Source organism: Hallella seregens ATCC 51272 (assembly GCF_000518545.1).
Lineage (GTDB): Bacteria > Bacteroidota > Bacteroidia > Bacteroidales > Bacteroidaceae > Prevotella > Prevotella seregens.
In genome coordinates this window covers 287,586-304,196 of record NZ_JADU01000001.1, presented here as the reverse complement: position 1 = coordinate 304,196, position 16,611 = coordinate 287,586, and the positions used below count along the sequence as shown (strand labels likewise).

Annotated in this window: 11 protein-coding genes and 1 pseudogene; 4 read left to right on the top strand and 8 right to left on the bottom strand. The window is 52.9% G+C overall.

The genetic code is table 11. The annotated features are described in order from the left end of the window. Positions 1-71: 71 nt before the first annotated feature. Positions 72-2,273: an AraC family transcriptional regulator gene (locus tag L888_RS0101385; RefSeq protein WP_027951576.1), complete on the top strand. Its 2,202-nt coding sequence runs from the start codon at positions 72-74 to the stop codon at positions 2,271-2,273. Positions 2,274-2,701: 428 nt separating this feature from the next. On the opposite strand, the pseudogene L888_RS0101380 reads toward L888_RS0101385, so the two are convergent. From L888_RS0101380 to L888_RS0101370, 3 genes and pseudogenes are all read right to left on the bottom strand, one after another. After that, positions 2,702-2,899: pseudogene (locus L888_RS0101380) on the bottom strand (glycosyl hydrolase 115 family protein); the annotation flags it as partial. Between the two features lie 356 nt (positions 2,900-3,255). Next, positions 3,256-5,817 carry an alpha-glucan family phosphorylase gene (glgP, locus tag L888_RS0101375; protein ID WP_005843840.1) on the bottom strand — a complete coding sequence of 854 codons (2,562 nt, stop codon included), beginning with the start codon at positions 5,815-5,817 and terminating at the stop codon, positions 3,256-3,258. Positions 5,818-5,831: 14 nt separating this feature from the next. Next, the gene (locus L888_RS0101370) at positions 5,832-7,502 is read right to left on the bottom strand and encodes a glycogen/starch synthase (RefSeq protein WP_005843841.1); all 1,671 of its coding nucleotides are present in this window, start codon (positions 7,500-7,502) and stop codon (positions 5,832-5,834) included. 133 nt (positions 7,503-7,635) lie between these two features. Between L888_RS0101370 and L888_RS0101365 the strand changes: the two genes are divergently transcribed. Next, positions 7,636-8,073, top strand: coding sequence for a hypothetical protein (locus tag L888_RS0101365; protein WP_027951574.1), 438 nt, complete (start codon positions 7,636-7,638; stop codon positions 8,071-8,073). A gap of 85 nt (positions 8,074-8,158) precedes the next feature. On the opposite strand, the gene L888_RS0101360 is transcribed toward L888_RS0101365, so the two are convergent. The 5 genes from L888_RS0101360 to dnaE all read right to left on the bottom strand — a co-directional run bounded on the left by L888_RS0101360 (position 8,159) and on the right by dnaE (position 14,975). Then, positions 8,159-8,674: a toxin-antitoxin system YwqK family antitoxin gene (locus L888_RS0101360; protein ID WP_005843843.1), complete on the bottom strand. Its 516-nt coding sequence runs from the start codon at positions 8,672-8,674 to the stop codon at positions 8,159-8,161. 339 nt (positions 8,675-9,013) lie between these two features. Beyond that, positions 9,014-10,138, bottom strand: a complete 1,125-nt coding sequence (locus tag L888_RS0101355; RefSeq protein ID WP_027951572.1) for an energy transducer TonB — start codon at positions 10,136-10,138, stop codon at positions 9,014-9,016. A 229-nt stretch (positions 10,139-10,367) separates the two neighbouring features. After that, complete coding sequence (trxA, locus tag L888_RS0101350; RefSeq protein WP_005843846.1) at positions 10,368-10,685, bottom strand: thioredoxin; 318 nt, start codon at positions 10,683-10,685, stop codon at positions 10,368-10,370. Positions 10,686-10,796: 111 nt separating this feature from the next. Continuing rightward, on the bottom strand, positions 10,797-11,210 hold the full coding sequence (gene tsaE, locus L888_RS0101345; protein WP_027951571.1) for a tRNA (adenosine(37)-N6)-threonylcarbamoyltransferase complex ATPase subunit type 1 TsaE: 414 nt from the start codon (positions 11,208-11,210) through the stop codon (positions 10,797-10,799). A 45-nt stretch (positions 11,211-11,255) separates the two neighbouring features. Then, positions 11,256-14,975: a DNA polymerase III subunit alpha gene (dnaE, locus tag L888_RS0101340; protein ID WP_027951570.1), complete on the bottom strand. Its 3,720-nt coding sequence runs from the start codon at positions 14,973-14,975 to the stop codon at positions 11,256-11,258. Between the two features lie 131 nt (positions 14,976-15,106). Here dnaE and L888_RS0101335 point away from each other — a divergent pair, with 131 nt between their 5' ends. Together L888_RS0101335 and L888_RS0101330 are read left to right on the top strand one after the other, a co-directional pair. Then, complete coding sequence (locus L888_RS0101335; protein ID WP_005843852.1) at positions 15,107-15,799, top strand: phosphatidylserine decarboxylase family protein; 693 nt, start codon at positions 15,107-15,109, stop codon at positions 15,797-15,799. A 26-nt stretch (positions 15,800-15,825) separates the two neighbouring features. Beyond that, a complete protein-coding gene (locus tag L888_RS0101330; protein WP_044248335.1) occupies positions 15,826-16,536 on the top strand; it encodes a CDP-alcohol phosphatidyltransferase family protein in 711 nt (236 codons plus the stop codon). The last annotated feature ends 75 nt before the right edge of the window (positions 16,537-16,611 follow it).

Here is a 16,611-nt window from a genome sequence, read left to right as displayed (position 1 = left end):
TAAATGGAAAAGATTATTGCCGGTATATTTTTTGTAACTTTGATGCCTAAAACCGAGAAGACAATACGCCTATGTCGAAGAGATTCTTGCTCCTGACCCTGTGGATGTCGTGGATGTCATGCCTGTTGATTGCCCGTGCCTTTGAAAGGCAGTGGACCGTGGCCGACGGACTACCCACGGGAGAGGTGCATCAAATCGTGGAACTGCCCAACGGCCAAATGCTGGTGAACTGCGAGGGAGTGTTCTGCCTCTCCAATGGCAGAGGATTCCTAACGGTACCATGCGACTACGGCCGAGCGTATCACCTGCCTCTTTTCTCTTTGGGCTACGGACAGCAATGGCAGGGCGACTCACTGCTGTGGCTGCGCGACTTCTACCGAGTCTATCTCTTCGATGCCCGCACAAGGTCGTTCCGTTACGATATGAAAAAGAGAATGTCGAAAGCATTGCTCAAGAACTTTGTCCCCTCGTCGTTGACGGTAACCGACCGGCAGGGGGGAATGTGGGAAGGAACCATGCAGAACGGCATCCGCTACACATCGCCAAAACGACAGCATGCAAAGCTGATAAGGGGTGAGCATCCTTTGATCGACAGGGCCCGAAGCACCATCGACAGCCAAGGACGCATCTGGCACTGCAAGGCCAACGGGCTGGAATACGAAGCAAATGGCACCAAGAAGCACTATGACAAAACCAATGTGGCTTCGCTGCCATACAACCGCACGACTTTCATCACAGAACTTTCACATCGTTTCCTGCTATGCGACTCCCTGTGCGTATTGGGATATTTTCACCCTGAACGCCATGCGTTCGTGTCGCTCAACAACCGTCTTCCGGCACTGAAGCGTTTCCGGCATTTCGTAGGTGCCTGTCCGATAGACGGCAAGTGGGTGGCGGTCTACACGCAGAACGGCAGCTTTCTTCTTGACACGCAAGCGGACACGCTGGCCGCATTCCCCAGGGCAAAAGAGATAGAGCGATACAGCGACAAGTACAACTGCATGGTGCGCGACAACAAGAACAGGCTGTGGGTAGGAACGCAGAACGGACTGTTCAAGATAGAAAAAGAGAACTTTCCCCATCATCAAGCAACCGTGGATGGGAACGGGCGCACTTGTGAACGGATGGAAGGACTAGCCAACCATTGCATCAGAAGCCTGATATTCGATGCCAACGGACATGTGTGGGCAGGAACCTCGTGCGGCATCTCCCGCATTACGCCAAGCGTCATCAACTATGGCCCCGAAGACGGCATCCCCGCCGTCAACATGATGGAACGCGCCGCCATGCTCGCCCCCGACGGCCGTCTCGTATTCGTTTATAGTGCTTCTGGTGCCGTAGCATTCCGTCCGCAATGGCTTGAATCCGCAAAAACGAAACCATTGGCTGTCGTTATCACTGCCGTCAGTATAGATGGCGATCCGCAGTTGTTAGAGAGACTGACACATGGAATGTCCTTTGCATACGATCAAAACAATCTCGCTTTCCAGTTCTCCGCCCTCAACTATGCTGCACCCTCGCACACCCGCTACCGTTATCGCCTGGCTGGCTTGGAGAAGAGCTGGCAATATTGTACGTATGCCGACGGCGGCTTGTGCGAGGTGGAATACCGCGCTCTGCCGCCCGGAGCCTACACATTCGAAGTGCAGGCAGCCATCGACGACAGTACGTGGGGCGAGCTGACCCGACAGCAGGTGACCATCCTCCCGCCATGGTGGCTCACCTGGTGGGCAAAACTCATCTACGGACTCATGGCACTTACAAGTCTTTTGACGCTGATGAGGCTATACCTCAAGCGCAAGCGTCGGAAGCTGGAGCGCGAAAACGACCGGCGCGTGAACCAACTCTTTGAACTGCGCGAGGAAGCCCGCCATCAATTTGCCGAAAACACCAGCATTGATCCTCAAAAAATAGGAGTGAACCATGAAGAGGAGGCCCTGGCCGAACGCATGGTGAAAGCCATAGAGGGACATCTCTCCAATGCAGACTACGGCGTGGACCAATTGGCGCAAGACGTTTTCATGAGCCGCTCGGCCCTGTACACCAAGCTGCGTAACATGCTGGGCATCTCGCCCGCCGACTTCATCCGCGACGTGCGCCTGAAACGTGCCGCCCAACTGCTCAGCGACACCAACATGCCCATCGGCGAAATAGCCGACCGTGTGGGCTATAACACCCACAAAGCTTTCGCCGCCAATTTCAAGAAGATGTTCGGCGTGCTGCCATCGGAATACAGAACCCCAACGCGTCATTCTCAAGGCCTTACCAGTTGACATGACAAATCTTGGGGGAATACTTACCATTCACAACGAAACAAGCATCGAGCTTTTTGCTAAACCGATTTGGACGTTTAGCTAAATTGCATATCTGAAATATCCTCTACTTTTGCATCGAAATGCTGCTGGCAGTGCTTCCAACCCCTTGGAAAGCAAAAAATGCCTCCGGCAACGTTTCCACAACCCCTTGGAAAGCAAAAAAATGCTTCCGGCAACGCTTCCAACCCCTTGGAAAGCCTAAAAAAAGCTTCCGGCAACGCTTCCAACCCCTTGGAAAGCAAAAAAATGCTTCCGGCAACGCTTCCAACCCCTTGGAAAGCCTAAAAATGCTTCCGGCAACGGCTTCCAACCCCTTGGAAAGCCAAATGGCTTCGCATCAAGTCTGACCCAAACCACCCATTAGAGATTTGGGTCAATCAAGTTTCGTAGTTCCACGCCCCTATAGAGTCCTTGCGATTCACGTATTCCTTGTGCGCCCGCATCATTGGTTCATGATGACTTGTACCCATCACAATGCCATATTCGTCTGCCAACCTTGGATTGAGCGGGGAGTCTTCATTAAAGCGCGCATTCCACATCGCCGGCCACAGATAATTGGCATTCAGGCGAAGCAGCAGTTCAAAAGGGCGCGCACCGATGCAGCGCGTGGAGCCCATCGGGCATCCGCGATGACGCCGTAACGGCGATGCGACGACGGCGCAAACGCCACACGTTTACGGTGCAAAGGTCCCGCGATAAACGTGTTGTCGCTGTGCCTTTGCACCGTCTTTATTTCACCGTCCACGCGAAGAAGTCCGCCGGGTATTCCTCGGACTGTTCACCTTGAACCGGCTTACTGTCCCACTAAAATCCATGGGAATGACTCTTCCGCAAAGAGAACGCCCAAACACAAAGGGTGCATCGACAGACGAACCGTCGATGCACCCTCACTTGGTATGAAGCTCTCGTCCCACCACAACATGCAGGACAAGGAAGAATCTTAGTCAAGCCACTTCACATAGCAGAAGTCTTGACGGTGAGGCAGCTTGTCGTTCTTCGGGAACATGCGGACGCAACTGCGGAAAGAGCCGGCCTCGTCGGGCTCCACATTGAGCTCAAAGGTGTAGTGGTTGCCTTCGTGTCCCACCATCTTGAACTCATGGACACCATAAATCTTGCGGTCGGACGGATCGGTTTCGGGCTTCAGCACCACAAGCTCCAGCCCAACAGCATCGTCAAGCCCCTGCTCGTCGATGACATAGCGCATGGTATAGTTTACGCCGGTCTCGCCCCCATTGTCGAGCACACTGGTCTCCTTGCTCACCACGTGTATGCTGTCCCAACGCTCAACCACGGTTTCTTTCCACTGGGCAATCTCCTTGGCCAGGCGGTTGTCGTTGGCTTTCAGCAGGGCCGAACGCTCTGCCTCGCGGATATAGAACTTGTCATAGTAGTCGTCAAGCTGACGCTTCATCGTATAATGAGGAGCTATCGTGGCGATGGAGTTCTTGATGACCTTAATCCAGTTCTCGCTGTAGCCTTTCTTGTTCTTAGCGTAATAAAGCGGGATGATCTCACTCTCGAGCAGCGAGTAGATGGTGGCGGCATCCAGACGGTCCTGGTAAGCTTGGTTCTCGTAAGTGCGCTCCTCGGGCAGAGCCCAGCCGGCATCCTTACGATAGCCTTCCACCCACCAGCCGTCAAGCACGGAGAGATTCACCACACCGTTCATCTCGGCCTTTTCGCCAGACGTTCCGGAGGCCTCGAGCGGACGGGTCGGCGTGTTCATCCAGATGTCCACACCCGACACAAGGCGGCGGGCCAGCTGCATATCGTAGTCCTCAAGGAAGATGATCTTGCCCAAGAACTCGGGACGCTGGCTAATCTCATAAATCTTCTTGATAAGGCCTTGGCCAGCGCCATCGGCGGGATGGGCCTTGCCCGAGAAGAAGAACAGGACGGGATGTTCGGGATCGTTCACTATCTTGTTCAGACGATCCAAATCGGTGAAGAGCAGATGGGCACGCTTATAGGTGGCAAAGCGACGGCAGAAACCAATCATCAGTGCATTGGGATTGATGCGCTCGAGCAGTGACATCACGCGGGCAGGGTCGCCCTGATTGCGAAGCCACGTCTGTGTGAACTTCTCGCGAATATAGTCTACAAGTTTCTTCTTCAACGTGAGGCGCGTCTTCCAGATCTCTTCATCGGCCACGTCATAGATGGCATGCCAAATGTTCTCGTTGCTCTGGTCGTGCATGAAGTTGGGATCGAAGAACTTGTCGTAGAGCTTACGCCACTCGGTTGCCGTCCATGTGGGGAAGTGCACACCGTTGGTTACATAGCCCACATGGTTTTCCTCGGGATAGTAGCCATTCCAAATAGGAGCAAACATCTTCTGGCTCACCCATCCGTGCAGCTTGCTCACACCGTTCACCTCCTGACAAGTGTTGCAGGCGAAAATGCTCATACAGAAGCGTTCGCCGTGATCATCCGGATTCTGACGGCCCATGCCGATAAATTCGTCCCAGCTGATGCCCAGCTTGGCGGGATAGCCACCCATGTACTTGCCGAAGAGAGCCTCGTCGAAGTAGTCGTGGCCGGCGGGCACGGGCGTATGAACCGTATAGAGCGAAGAAGCCCGCACCAGCTCCAACGACTGGTTGAAGTTGAGGCCACTGTCAATATAGTCGCACAAACGCTGCAGATTGCAGAGTGCGGCATGGCCCTCGTTGCAATGGTACACCTGTTTCTCAATGCCCAGCTTCTTCAACGTGAGTATTCCGCCGATACCGAGCAGAATCTCCTGCTTTAGACGATTCTCCCAGTCGCCGCCATAGAGCGAGTGTGTGATGGGCTTGTCGTATTCGGAATTCATCTCGTTGTCGGTATCAAGCAGGTAGAGCTTGATGCGCCCCACGTTGGCACACCACACGAGGGCATGCACCTGATAGTTCATATAGGGCACGTCAACAACCACTTGGCTGCCATTCTCATCAAGCACACGCTCGATGGGCAGCGAGTTGAAGTTCTGAGCATCGTACTGTGCTATCTGCTGACCATCCATCGAGAGGGTCTGCGTGAAGTAGCCATAGCGATACAGGAAGCCCACAGCACAGAGATCGACATTGGAGTCGGAAGCCTCTTTCAGATAGTCGCCGGCAAGCATGCCCAAGCCACCCGAGTAAATCTTAAGCACTTGGTTCAGGCCGTACTCCATCGAGAAGTAGGCCACAGAGGGACGTTTGCTGTCGGGTTTCTCGTCCATATAGGCGCGGAAGCTGGCATACACGTCCTTCACTTTCTTCATGAGGGCCTTGTCTTTCACCACGGCTTCCTTGCGGTCGTAACCCAGACGCTCCAAAAGCAGCACAGGGTTGTGCCCCACCTCCTCATAGAGTTTCTCGTCGAGACTCTTGAACAAGTTACGGGCCTGATAGTTCCAAGCCCACCACATGTTGTGAGCCAATTCGTCCAGACACTGCAGCTGCTCGGGAAGACGCGACTTAATTGTCAGCTCCTTCCATTGAGGAGCATTCGCATAATCTGCTTTAATTTTCATAACTACTTGTTTATTTAATTATAATGAATTGCTTTTCGGCCTTCGGCCTTGCGCAGGGCCACGTCGTAGGCCTGCTCGTAATACTTGATGAACTCGCTCCAGAGCGCACGTTTCGACAGCCGGTCGGCATGGCTGCGTGCCTCTTTCACCTGGCGGTCGGTCAGGTTGGAATAATGGGCAACCGTGTCTTTGATGGCATCGGCCACCTCCGAGTAGTTGTAGTCGGTACGGTGAATCACTTTCACGCCATCCTCTATCTCGCCGTCATGTCCCAATTCGGTGTTGACCCACAACCCGAAACCAGCCAGGTCTGTAGTGATGCAAGGCACCTTGAAAGCAATGGATTCCAGCGGTGTGTAGCCCCATGGTTCATAATAGGAGGGATAGATGCAGAGGTCGTTGCCCAGTATCAAATCGTAATATGGCATGTTGATGATGCCGTCTTCGCCCGTAAGATAGCTGGGCAGGAAGATGAGCTTCACCCGATCTTCCGGACGATTGTGCATATCGAGGAACTTGAGCATGCCCAACACTTGGTCGTGACTCATATTGTTGAGCCAGTGAGTCACCTCGGGCACCTCCAGCGGCATATCGAAAGTCTTCCCCGAAGCCAGTCGCTCCTGCAAGTCCTTGCGCGGTTCGCCTACCCAGCCGGGCACCTCGATAAAGGCCAACACATTCTTCTTCAGGTCGTGGTCACGCAGCAACCGGTTCATAGCCTCGATGTAAACGTCTACGCCTTTGTTGCGGAATTCATATCGGCCACTGGTCGACACTATGAGCGTATCGTCTCCCAATTGGGTACCCAGCAAGGCATTGGCCACGTCAAGCAATCGGCGACGCGCCTTCATGCGCTTGGCGGTAAACGATGCGCCCTTGGGCACGAAGTTGTTTTCAAAGCCGTTGGGCAACACCACATCCACCGGTTTGTCCAGCAATTCTGCACACTCGCGGGCCGTAATGTTGCTCACGGTAGTGAAGCAGTCCACATGGTGGGCCGTCTGCTTCTCTACAGAGTGCTTGCTCTGCATGTTCAGTTCAGCGGCCATTTGGTCACCGTTGTAGGCAAATAGGTAGTCATAGAGCGGCTTGTTGTTTCCAGCAATGCTGCGCCCAATGCTCGTGGCATGGGTGGTAAAGATAGTTGCTACTTCGGGCAAGTGCTTGTTGATATAGAGCAGCCCCAGGCCCGTCATCCACTCGTTGCCATGATAAATCACCTTTTGCGAAGCATCAAGGTAGAACCGATAAAAACTCTCTGTCACTCGGGCTGCGGCATACGAGAACATGGAGGCTTCGTCATAATCGCCATAACCATGCAGACTGTCCACCTGAAAGTCGTTCCAACATTGGGTGTAGATTTCATCTTTCTCCGCATAAAAAGGTGTAAAGTCCACCAGAACTGCCACTGGCTCGCCTGGCACCGTCCAACGACCTACACGCACCCGCAGTCCTTCCGCCTCCGCCTGGTGCTGCCAGTCGGGGAAGAGCTGTACATCTTCAGAGAAATAGGGACAGTCGTTGTCTTTCCAACAGTCGGGGCCTATAAAAATAAGGTGGTCTCGTATTCTGTCCTGCAATGTCTTCGCTCGAGTGGACAGCACGGCATAGATACCGCCAACCTTATTGCAAACTTCCCAACTTGACTCAAAAATATAGTCGGGAAACAATCTGTCTTTTGCCATATCAAACCATTCTATGGCCACAAAGGTACTATAAAAATAAGAAAAGCCCAACTTTCGTTACTATATTTTTGTAAAAACTATGGCTTAATTGATTTAAACCATTAACTTTGCATCAATCAATAAGTTATCGGATATGAAAAAAGCATTGCCATTATTCCTTAGCCTGCTCTTGTGTACGGCGGCCTTGGCCCAGCGGCAAAAAGCCCTCCCCGACTCCACCACTTTCAGGGGCACTCTGTATAATAAGGAGTTCGATGTCTACATGCAGCTTGACCTATACCATGCCAACGTCATCGTGCCCAACCAGGAAATCTACGGGCCACTGCCCGGATTCTTCGGCGACAAGCAGGATGCACGCAAATGGCTCTTCACCAAAGCCACCATCAAAAGTGCCAATATTGCCGAAATACAACTCATCAACGACTATGGCAGCGAAGACCTCACAGCCATGCTCATGCGGCAAAACGACACCACGTTTGTGTTGAAGCAAGAGGAGGGTAGCACCCTCAAGATTGCACGCAACCGCAAATGGGTGAAGCTCCCCAAAAGCCTAACGTTCATTAAAAAATAGCTCTCCGCCACCTGTTGCACCAACGAAGAAGCCCCCATTCTCACGAATGGGGGCTTCGGCTTTTGTTTAGTAGTATTACGTATTATTATTGTAAGAGAGAGCTTATTTCATTGAGCGGACGCTTTTCCTGTCTTCCGTCCTGGTGGGTCAGCATGAAATAGTCATACCTTGAACTGCCGTTCTTGTACATCACCACTGCCACACTACCATCGCGCATCTGCAACGTGAAGTATCCCTCACGCTTGCCATTGACATACTTGCCGTGTAACTTTTCCTTTCCATTCACGTAGTAGGTTGTCACATCACCGTTCAGAATGGTATTGGCATCGTTTCCCAAATCCACGAAGCTGTAACCACCTTCTGCCTTCAGAGTGCCATTCATGTAGTAATCTATAAACACATCTTCCTTGTTCATGCCGACACCCTGCGTCATCAACAAGCGATAATAGGCTGCTTGGCTGGCGTGTCCCACATTGGTACGGTCGGCTGCATAATAGATAGTGTCTGCCACCACAGTAGCGGCTTCGCTGACATGCTTGCGGCCGAAGCTGGCAACGGTCATAAGCATCATGGCTGAGATAAGTACGAATTGCTTTATCATGACGTTTCTTGTTTTTAGTTATTTGGTTTCTTCTGCTGCAAAGGTATGCAAAAAAAACAAATCGCACGCTTTTCTTTAACACTATTTTATCATTATTTTTCGACCAAAAACAACCGTTATCAAGTCTGCTGATTAAATTTAAAACTTTCATCCGAAAGACATTAAAACTATCAAAGTGTAAAATACAACATTTTCAACCAGCAGGAAATTCAAGCCACAACTTTCTTTTTGACACATCAAACTCACAATAGCAAGTACATCAAGAAAGTAAAAAGTTGGGCTCATACTTATAGAAAAAGTTTAGATTGTAAATTTTAAAGAACTTTAGTCAAGCCCCTTCTAACGATAACTGACAGGCAGGTACATGCGCACACACACAGGCATTCCATGGTGCATCCCTGGCATAAACGGTGGCATACCCTTGACCAGAGCAATCGCATGGCGGTCGAGTTCAGGAGTAAACGGGACCACTACCGTGGGGTCATGCACACGTCCATCCTTGCCTACTACAAAAGAGACCAGCACACGGCCCGGCTCAGAGCCGGCAGGCCTGTCCACATGGCCAAGATATTGTTTCAGCGCATCCTGTCCTCCACAGAACTGGGGAGCCTCATCTACCTTATTATATATAGTATCACCCTGCCAGGTTGAAGCGGGACTCACAAATGCTGGTGCAGGTTGGCCTTGCGCTTTCTTCTCCATCAGCCGACGACATTCCTTAGTCATTAAATAACGCACCCCGTCATAGGCCATGGACACCTCGTAGCCCAACTGCTGCCCCTCCGTCTGGCAATCCACATGAAATCCCACCCGGCGAGGCCGCTGCTCCAGCCACACTCCGTCTATAGACGCATGAAGCAACCGGGCATAAAGCTCGTCCGACAGCGGTGTATAGAGTGTGTCGAAAAACTCCTGGTACACATTTCCAGATTGTATGGTGCCCCGTCGAATCAAGTCTTCGGCATTCAGTACCCGATCCTGCACCATGTCGTAAACAATATAGGCCGTGGCCCGCACGGCTTTCACAGGAGAACTCCGCTGGGGCTCCTGACTCAACATCAACATATAACAGATCCATCTTCCCAGTTCATACGACTTGATGCGTGCCTGCAACGTCACATCGCAAAACCGATCGTCGGCCGGCAGAAAGGGCAATTGCCCTATCACCGGCTGGCCAAACTGTGCTTTGTAGGCCGCATAGGCCGAATCCAAGGTGCTTCCTTGCCCACCTAACAGCCGATCCACAATGGCATGACGCAGGGCCATGGGCTGACGATATTCCATTACCTCAGGCCACTCTATATCTGCATCCACTACCGTGAAGTCTGAGTCGCGCTGCAACAGCACATGTTCCTGCACATATCTCACTGCATATTGCAGTGGTGCTTGATATGCCGTCTGTGCATACAGTCTGGCCGGCATCAACAAGATGGCTATTGCAGCCATACATCCAAGGAGTTTCATACGTCGAATATTTTTCGCGAATTTACTATATTTCAGCGAAAGAACAAAGTTCCCTACAAAAAATCGGCGCTTCTACCTATAGTATTTCCAGCTGTTTTTACTATGTCACATCGTGCGCAGCTAATACCATACCGCACGTTGATAGGCATTACATTGCACAAAAAACACGACAGGGCTCCATCCATATTGGATGGGGCCCTGTCGTTAGGGTCAATGGGACTCTATGCCATCACTTCAACAGAGCGTCAAACTTCTCCTGATACTTGTCCTTGGCAGCGGCACCGACAAACTTGTCGACCAGCTGGCCACCCTTAAAGAAGAGCACGGTGGGAATGTTACGCACGCCAAACTCCATGGCGATGTCGTCGTTGTCTTCCACGTTACACTTACCCACGACGAGCTTGCCGTCGTATTCTACGGCCAGTTCGCTCATAATGGGACTCACCATGCGGCATGGACCACACCACGTAGCCCACAGATCCACGACCAAAGGCAACTCACCGTTCTTATAACTCTCGAAATTCTCGGTTGTGATTTCAACTTCCATTTGTATTCCTTTTTTGAATAAACTTTATGTATTGTAAATGTAAGCAATTGGTTTCTGCCGAACAAACTTTGTGCCAAAGATGCCCCACAGCTACATAGCGGACAGCCCATATCAGAACTCCACCACCCGACTGCCATCCTCGTCAGTCGTGATGGTCACCTTAACGGCATCGCCCGGCAGAATGTCTTCTATAAGCTCCGGCCACTCCAGGAAGCACAGGGTACCACTGTAGAAATAGTCCTCGTAGCCCATATCATACACCTCCTCCAGCTTCTTGATGCGGTAGAAGTCGAAATGATAGATCAATTCATCGGTAGTCGCCGAACGATATTCGTTGACAATGGCAAACGTCGGCGACGTAATGACATCCTCCACCCCAAGCTCCTCGCACACTGCTTTGATAAAGGTCGTCTTGCCGGCACCCATCTTTCCATAGAAAGCAAAGACCGTACCCTCGCCCATCTGATTGACAAACTCACGTGCTGCTTCGCGGATATGCTCCAAAGATTCAATCTTGATTTGCATGCTTAAATAGTATATTTTAATTTTTGCGTTCGTCCTGCGCAGTACTTAATTCACAGTATAGCTCATGTTCTCATGTTCCTCCACATACTCCACGAGCTTCTTTCCCACCTCTATCTGTCGGTTGCGGGCATGGAGCAACACGTTGGTATTGTTCTCCTCATCGTTGATGTTGAAGTAGAGACTGGTCTTGCCCACACTGCCGCCCACCATCGAGAGAATGTCGTTCACCACGGTCTCGTCAATGGTCTTGCTCTTCACATTGATGGTGAACCGCTCGATGCGGTCGTCTTTCACGGTTTGCAAATATTCGATGTTCTGGATAGTCATGCTGTAGCTCTGGCTGTTGGCAAAGCGTTTGCCGCACTTGGCTGTAATAAACACCGAGCTACCTTCGATCAGCCTGCTGCCCCAGCGACCCCATTCTTCACCGAAGAGCGCCAACTCGCCCGGCCCATGAAAGTCTTCTACCGTAACGATACCAAAAGGCTCGCCACGTTTGTTGAACCGCTGGTTCACATTGGTCACAATACCGCCGAAAGTAATCTCTTGACGGGCCGACAAGGCCTCATAGTTCTCACGGCTGCCAGCCTCTGGACAAGAAGTGTTGCACAGGTTGTTGAGTATAAGGGCAAACTCGTCCAGCGGATGTGCCGACAGATAAATGCCCACCAAGTCACGCTCGCGCCCCAGCTTCTCAATGCTGCTCCAAGGCTCGGCCTGCCCCGGCTGGGGCATAGCTACAGGAATGTCCGACACCATACCGCCAAAGAGCGAATTGGCGGCCTCGGCCTTGTCCTGCTGGTATTGCTGCCCAAAGCGCACCAGACTGTCAAGGAACACTTCCCCGCGCAGGTTGGGAGCCATATACTGTTCGCGCATCAACCCGAAACAGTCGAAGCCACCGCTGAAGACCAGACTCTCGAAAGCCTTGCGGTTCACATCTTTCAGATTCACCCGCTCGGCAAAATCGTAAATATCCTTGTAGGGTCCATTGGCTTCGCGTTCGCGCACGATGGCTTCGGCGGCGGCCGCTCCCATGCCCTTGATGGCCGAGAGCCCAAAGCGTATCTCTCCTTTCTTGTTCACACCAAACTCCACATAGCTCTCGTTCACGTCGGGCCCCAGTGTAGGTATGTGCATGGCTTTGCATTCCTCCATGAGCTTGGTAATTTCCGTAATCACCGAGAAACGGCGCGTCATCAGAGCGGCCATGTATTCAGCCGGATAGTGGGCCTTAAGATAAGCCGTTTGGTAAGCCACCCAAGAGTAGCACGTGGCATGCGACTTGTTGAAGGCATAGGAAGCAAACTTCTCCCAGTCGCTCCATATCTTTTCCAGAATCTTGGGGTCGTGACCGTTGGCCTCGCCTTGTTTCAGGAATTTGGGCTTCATGGCATCAACGATGGCCTTCTTCTTCTTGCCCATGGCCTTACGCAGGGCGTCACTCTCTCCTCGGGTGAAGTTGGCCAGCTGACGTGAGAGCAGCATCACCTGCTCTTGATAAACGGTGATGCCATAGGTGTCTTTCAGATATTTCTCCATGCAGGGAATATCATAGGTCACCAGTGTGGGATCGTTCTTGCGCCTGATGAAGTCGGGAATATAGTCCATGGGGCCCGGTCGGTAGAGGGCGTTCATGGCTATCAGATCCTCGAACACCGTGGGGTGCAGCTCGCGAAGATACTTCTGCATGCCCGGCGACTCAAACTGAAAGGTGCCGACAGTCTGGCCCCGTTGGTAGAGCTGATAGGTGAGCTCGTCGTCGATGGGGATATGCTCGATGTCGATGACATCGCCCGTGGTCTTGCGGATTACCTTGCAGGCCTCCTTGAGCTCCGACAATGTCTTGAGCCCGAGAAAGTCCATCTTGATAAGTCCGGTGGTCTCAATCACGTGTCCGTCGTACTGGGTCACGGCACACTTCAGCTCCGGGAAGTCGGGGTCGTCGGCCGTAGACACCGGTACCCAGTCGCTGATAGGGTTGCGGCAGATGATGAAACCACAGGCATGGATGCCCGTACCGCGCACCGTTCCCTCCAATTGCTTGGCATATTTGATGGTGTTACGTTCGCGTGAATCGGCCGAAGCCTCGGCCTCGCGCAGCTCGGGCGTATAGGCAATGGCATTGGACAGGTTCATCTTTTTGCCATCGGGCAACCTGTCGGGGATGGCTTTCTTCAGGAAGTTGGCCCTGTCCAGCGGCAGCCGCTCCACACGTGCCACATCGGCAATGGAGTTCTTGGTGGCCATACTGCCGTAAGTGATGATGTGAGCACAGTTTTCTTCACCATACTTGTCCATCACCCAGCGCAGCACACGACCGCGCCCGTCGTCGTCAAAGTCGGTGTCTATATCCGGCAGGTTCACGCGATCAGGGTTCAGAAAACGCTCGAACAGCAGGTCATACTTGAGCGGATCAATCCTCGTGATACCCAGACAGTAGGCCACCACCGAGCCGGCGGCCGAGCCGCGGCCCGGTCCCACCCACACGTCGAGCTCGTTGCGCGCGGCATTGATAAAGTCCTGCACAATGAGGAAGTACCCCGGGAAACCCATCGTCTTCATCACGTGGAGTTCAAAATTGATGTGTTCCCGCACATTCTCGGGCAGGGGGTCACCATAACACTTGCGTGCACCGTCGTAGGCCAGCTTGGCCAGATAGTCGGCCTCAAACTTGATGCGGTATATCCTATCGTAGCCGCCGAGTCGGTCTATCACGCCCTGGGCCTCGGCCTCAGGCAGCGGGTGCTCGCCGTTCTCGTCGGTGGTGAACTCATGATAGAGGTCTTGCTCCGAGAAGCGGCGGCGCCACTCCTCCTCCGTGCCAAAGCTCTCGGGAATGGGAAAGAAAGGCATGATGGGGCCGTGGTCGATGCTGTAGGTCTCCACCTTGTCGAGTATTTCCAGCGTGTTGGCCATGACTTCGGGCATGTCGCCGAACACCTCGTTCATCTCTGCACGCGTCTTGAACCACTCCTGTTTGGTATAGACCAGTCGTGAGGGGTCGTCAAGGTCCTTGCCCGTCGAGAGACAGAGCAGGTGGTCGTGGGCCTCGGCCGTGTCCTGGTCTTCAAAGTGGCAGTCGTTGGAACACATGAGCTTGATGCCATACTCACGGGCAAACTCAATGAGCACCTTGTTGGCTTTCTGCTGCAAGGGGAACACCTCCCGGTTGGCACGCAGCGACGGGTCTTTCACCTCATGACGCTGCAGCTCCAAATAGTAGTCGTCGCCAAACACACGATGGTACCACTCGCAGGCCTCGCGCGCTCCGGCAATATCGCCTTTAAGGATCTTGGAAGGCACTTCGCCGGCAATACACGCCGAGCACACTATCAAACCCTCGTGATAACGCTCCAGATCCTCGCGGTCGGTACGGGGTCGGTAATAGTAGCCGTCCACCCACGAGCGGCTCACCAACTTAATCAAGTTCTTGTAACCGCGATAGTTTTTGGCCAAAACGATAAGGTGGTAGCCGGAGTTGTCGCCGGCGTTTTTGTCCTTGTCTTCCTTGCGACGGTGGGCCACATACATCTCGCACCCGAAGACGGGCTTGAACGGCTCCAGCCCTTCAGCCTTGCGCCTCTTGTTCACCGAGGCGCAATAGTCCGAAAATTCCTTGATGCCATACATCACGCCATGGTCCGTAATGGCCATGCCGCGCATGCCGTCGTTAACGGCTTTGTCCACCAAGTAGGGCACTTTAGACTGTCCATCGAGTATCGAATAGTGCGTATGTACGTGCAAATGCACAAAATCTTCCATTCTCTGAGCGTTTTGGAGCGGTAAAGTTACCGCTAAAAACCGATATGGCCAAAAGAAGCATGCGAAAAATTTGCGGTTTAAACAAAAAACCTTTACCTTTGCAACAGATTGAGCATACCCTATTTTTCAGCATGGGCAAAAGAATAAAGAAACTTAAAAAAATCCGTATACACCGTGAGGGCACAGACACATTGCTCTACGGACTTCTTTCTTTTATCGTCATAGCTGCCGGTCTATGGTACGCATTCGACACCAAATGGCCTTTCTGGGCCTTTGCCGTCGTCTTCGGCACAGCCTATGCCATCGTCGTCAACTTCTATCAATGTCCCATCCGATACCTCAATGTGGAGGATACCGACAAGCTGGTCGTGGCCCCCGCCGACGGGCGCGTGGTGGTGATCGAGGAGGTCGAGGAGAACGAATATTTCCACGACCGCCGGCTGATGATTAGCATTTTCATGAGCCTGTTCAACGTGCATGCCAACTGGTTCCCCGTAGACGGCAAGGTGAAATTCGTGCGCCACCAGGACGGCAACTACCACAAAGCATGGCTGCCCAAGGCCAGCGAGGAGAACGAGCGCGCCGACATCATGATAACCACCGACGACGGCGAGGACATCCTCTGCCGCCAGATTGCTGGTGCCATGGCCCGCCGCATCGTCACTTATGCCAAGGAAGGCGAGGACTGCTACATCGATGAGCACCTGGGCTTCATCAAGCTGGGCTCGCGGGTGGATGTCTTTCTGCCCATTGGCACTGAGGTATGCGTCAAGATGGGGCAGAAGACCACGGGCGACCAGACCATCATTGCCAAGCTGAAATAGCGACTGCAACTTTCAAGGCAACTGCCATGAGCATCAAGAAACACATTCCCAACACCATCACCTGCTGCAACCTCGTCTCGGGTTGCATCGCTACTTGTTTCGCCTTTTTCCATGAGCCCACGCTGGCCCTCCTGTGGATCGTCATTGGTGCCGTATTTGATTTCTTCGACGGCATGAGCGCACGTCTGCTCCATGTGTCGTCGCCCATCGGCAAAGAACTCGATTCTCTGGCCGACGACGTGACTTTCGGCGTGGCTCCCTCCACCATTCTCTTTTCGCAATTGCTCGTGATGGACTACCCCTCGTTCCTGCAGCCGGTGTCCGACTACGTGGCATTCGCGGCCTACATCATGGCTGCTTTCTCGGCCCTGCGCCTGGCCAAGTTCAATCTGGACGAGCGTCAGTCCATGGGTTTCATCGGTCTGCCCACCCCGGCCAACGCCCTGTTCTGGGGGTCGCTCATCGTAGGTGGTCACGAGGTGCTGGAGAGTTCGCCCTGGATGTCGGTGGCCTTGTTGGCACTCATGCTGGTGAGTTGCTGGCTGCTTGTGGCCGAGATTCCCATGTTTGCCCTCAAGTTCAAGCACTGGGGCTGGCGGGGCAATGAGGTGAAATACGTGTTCCTGCTCTCCTGCCTCCCGCTACTGGCCATTTTTCAAATCTCGGCCTTTGCCGTGATTATTGCGTGGTATGTCGCCCTCTCCGTGGGCGTCAACCTTTGGAGCAAGCGGGCTTAGGCCGCCAATCCCTCCTCATCCTTTTTCCATGCCGCCGCAACACCCCTGCGGCAACGGCCGTCCACAGCACAGGAT

Excerpts from the sequence above, each read along its gene's own strand:
- L888_RS0101385 (WP_027951576.1), top strand. The coding sequence starts at position 72 with ATGTCGAAGAGATTCTTGCTCCTGACCCTGTGGATGTCGTGGATGTCA.
- glgP (WP_005843840.1), bottom strand. The coding sequence starts at position 5,817 with ATGAAAATTAAAGCAGATTATGCGAATGCTCCTCAATGGAAGGAGCTG.
- L888_RS0101370 (WP_005843841.1), bottom strand. The coding sequence starts at position 7,502 with ATGGCAAAAGACAGATTGTTTCCCGACTATATTTTTGAGTCAAGTTGG.
- L888_RS0101365 (WP_027951574.1), top strand. The coding sequence starts at position 7,636 with ATGAAAAAAGCATTGCCATTATTCCTTAGCCTGCTCTTGTGTACGGCG.
- L888_RS0101360 (WP_005843843.1), bottom strand. The coding sequence starts at position 8,674 with ATGATAAAGCAATTCGTACTTATCTCAGCCATGATGCTTATGACCGTT.
- L888_RS0101355 (WP_027951572.1), bottom strand. The coding sequence starts at position 10,138 with ATGAAACTCCTTGGATGTATGGCTGCAATAGCCATCTTGTTGATGCCG.
- trxA (WP_005843846.1), bottom strand. The coding sequence starts at position 10,685 with ATGGAAGTTGAAATCACAACCGAGAATTTCGAGAGTTATAAGAACGGT.
- tsaE (WP_027951571.1), bottom strand. The coding sequence starts at position 11,210 with ATGCAAATCAAGATTGAATCTTTGGAGCATATCCGCGAAGCAGCACGT.
- dnaE (WP_027951570.1), bottom strand. The coding sequence starts at position 14,975 with ATGGAAGATTTTGTGCATTTGCACGTACATACGCACTATTCGATACTC.
- L888_RS0101335 (WP_005843852.1), top strand. The coding sequence starts at position 15,107 with ATGGGCAAAAGAATAAAGAAACTTAAAAAAATCCGTATACACCGTGAG.
- L888_RS0101330 (WP_044248335.1), top strand. The coding sequence starts at position 15,826 with ATGAGCATCAAGAAACACATTCCCAACACCATCACCTGCTGCAACCTC.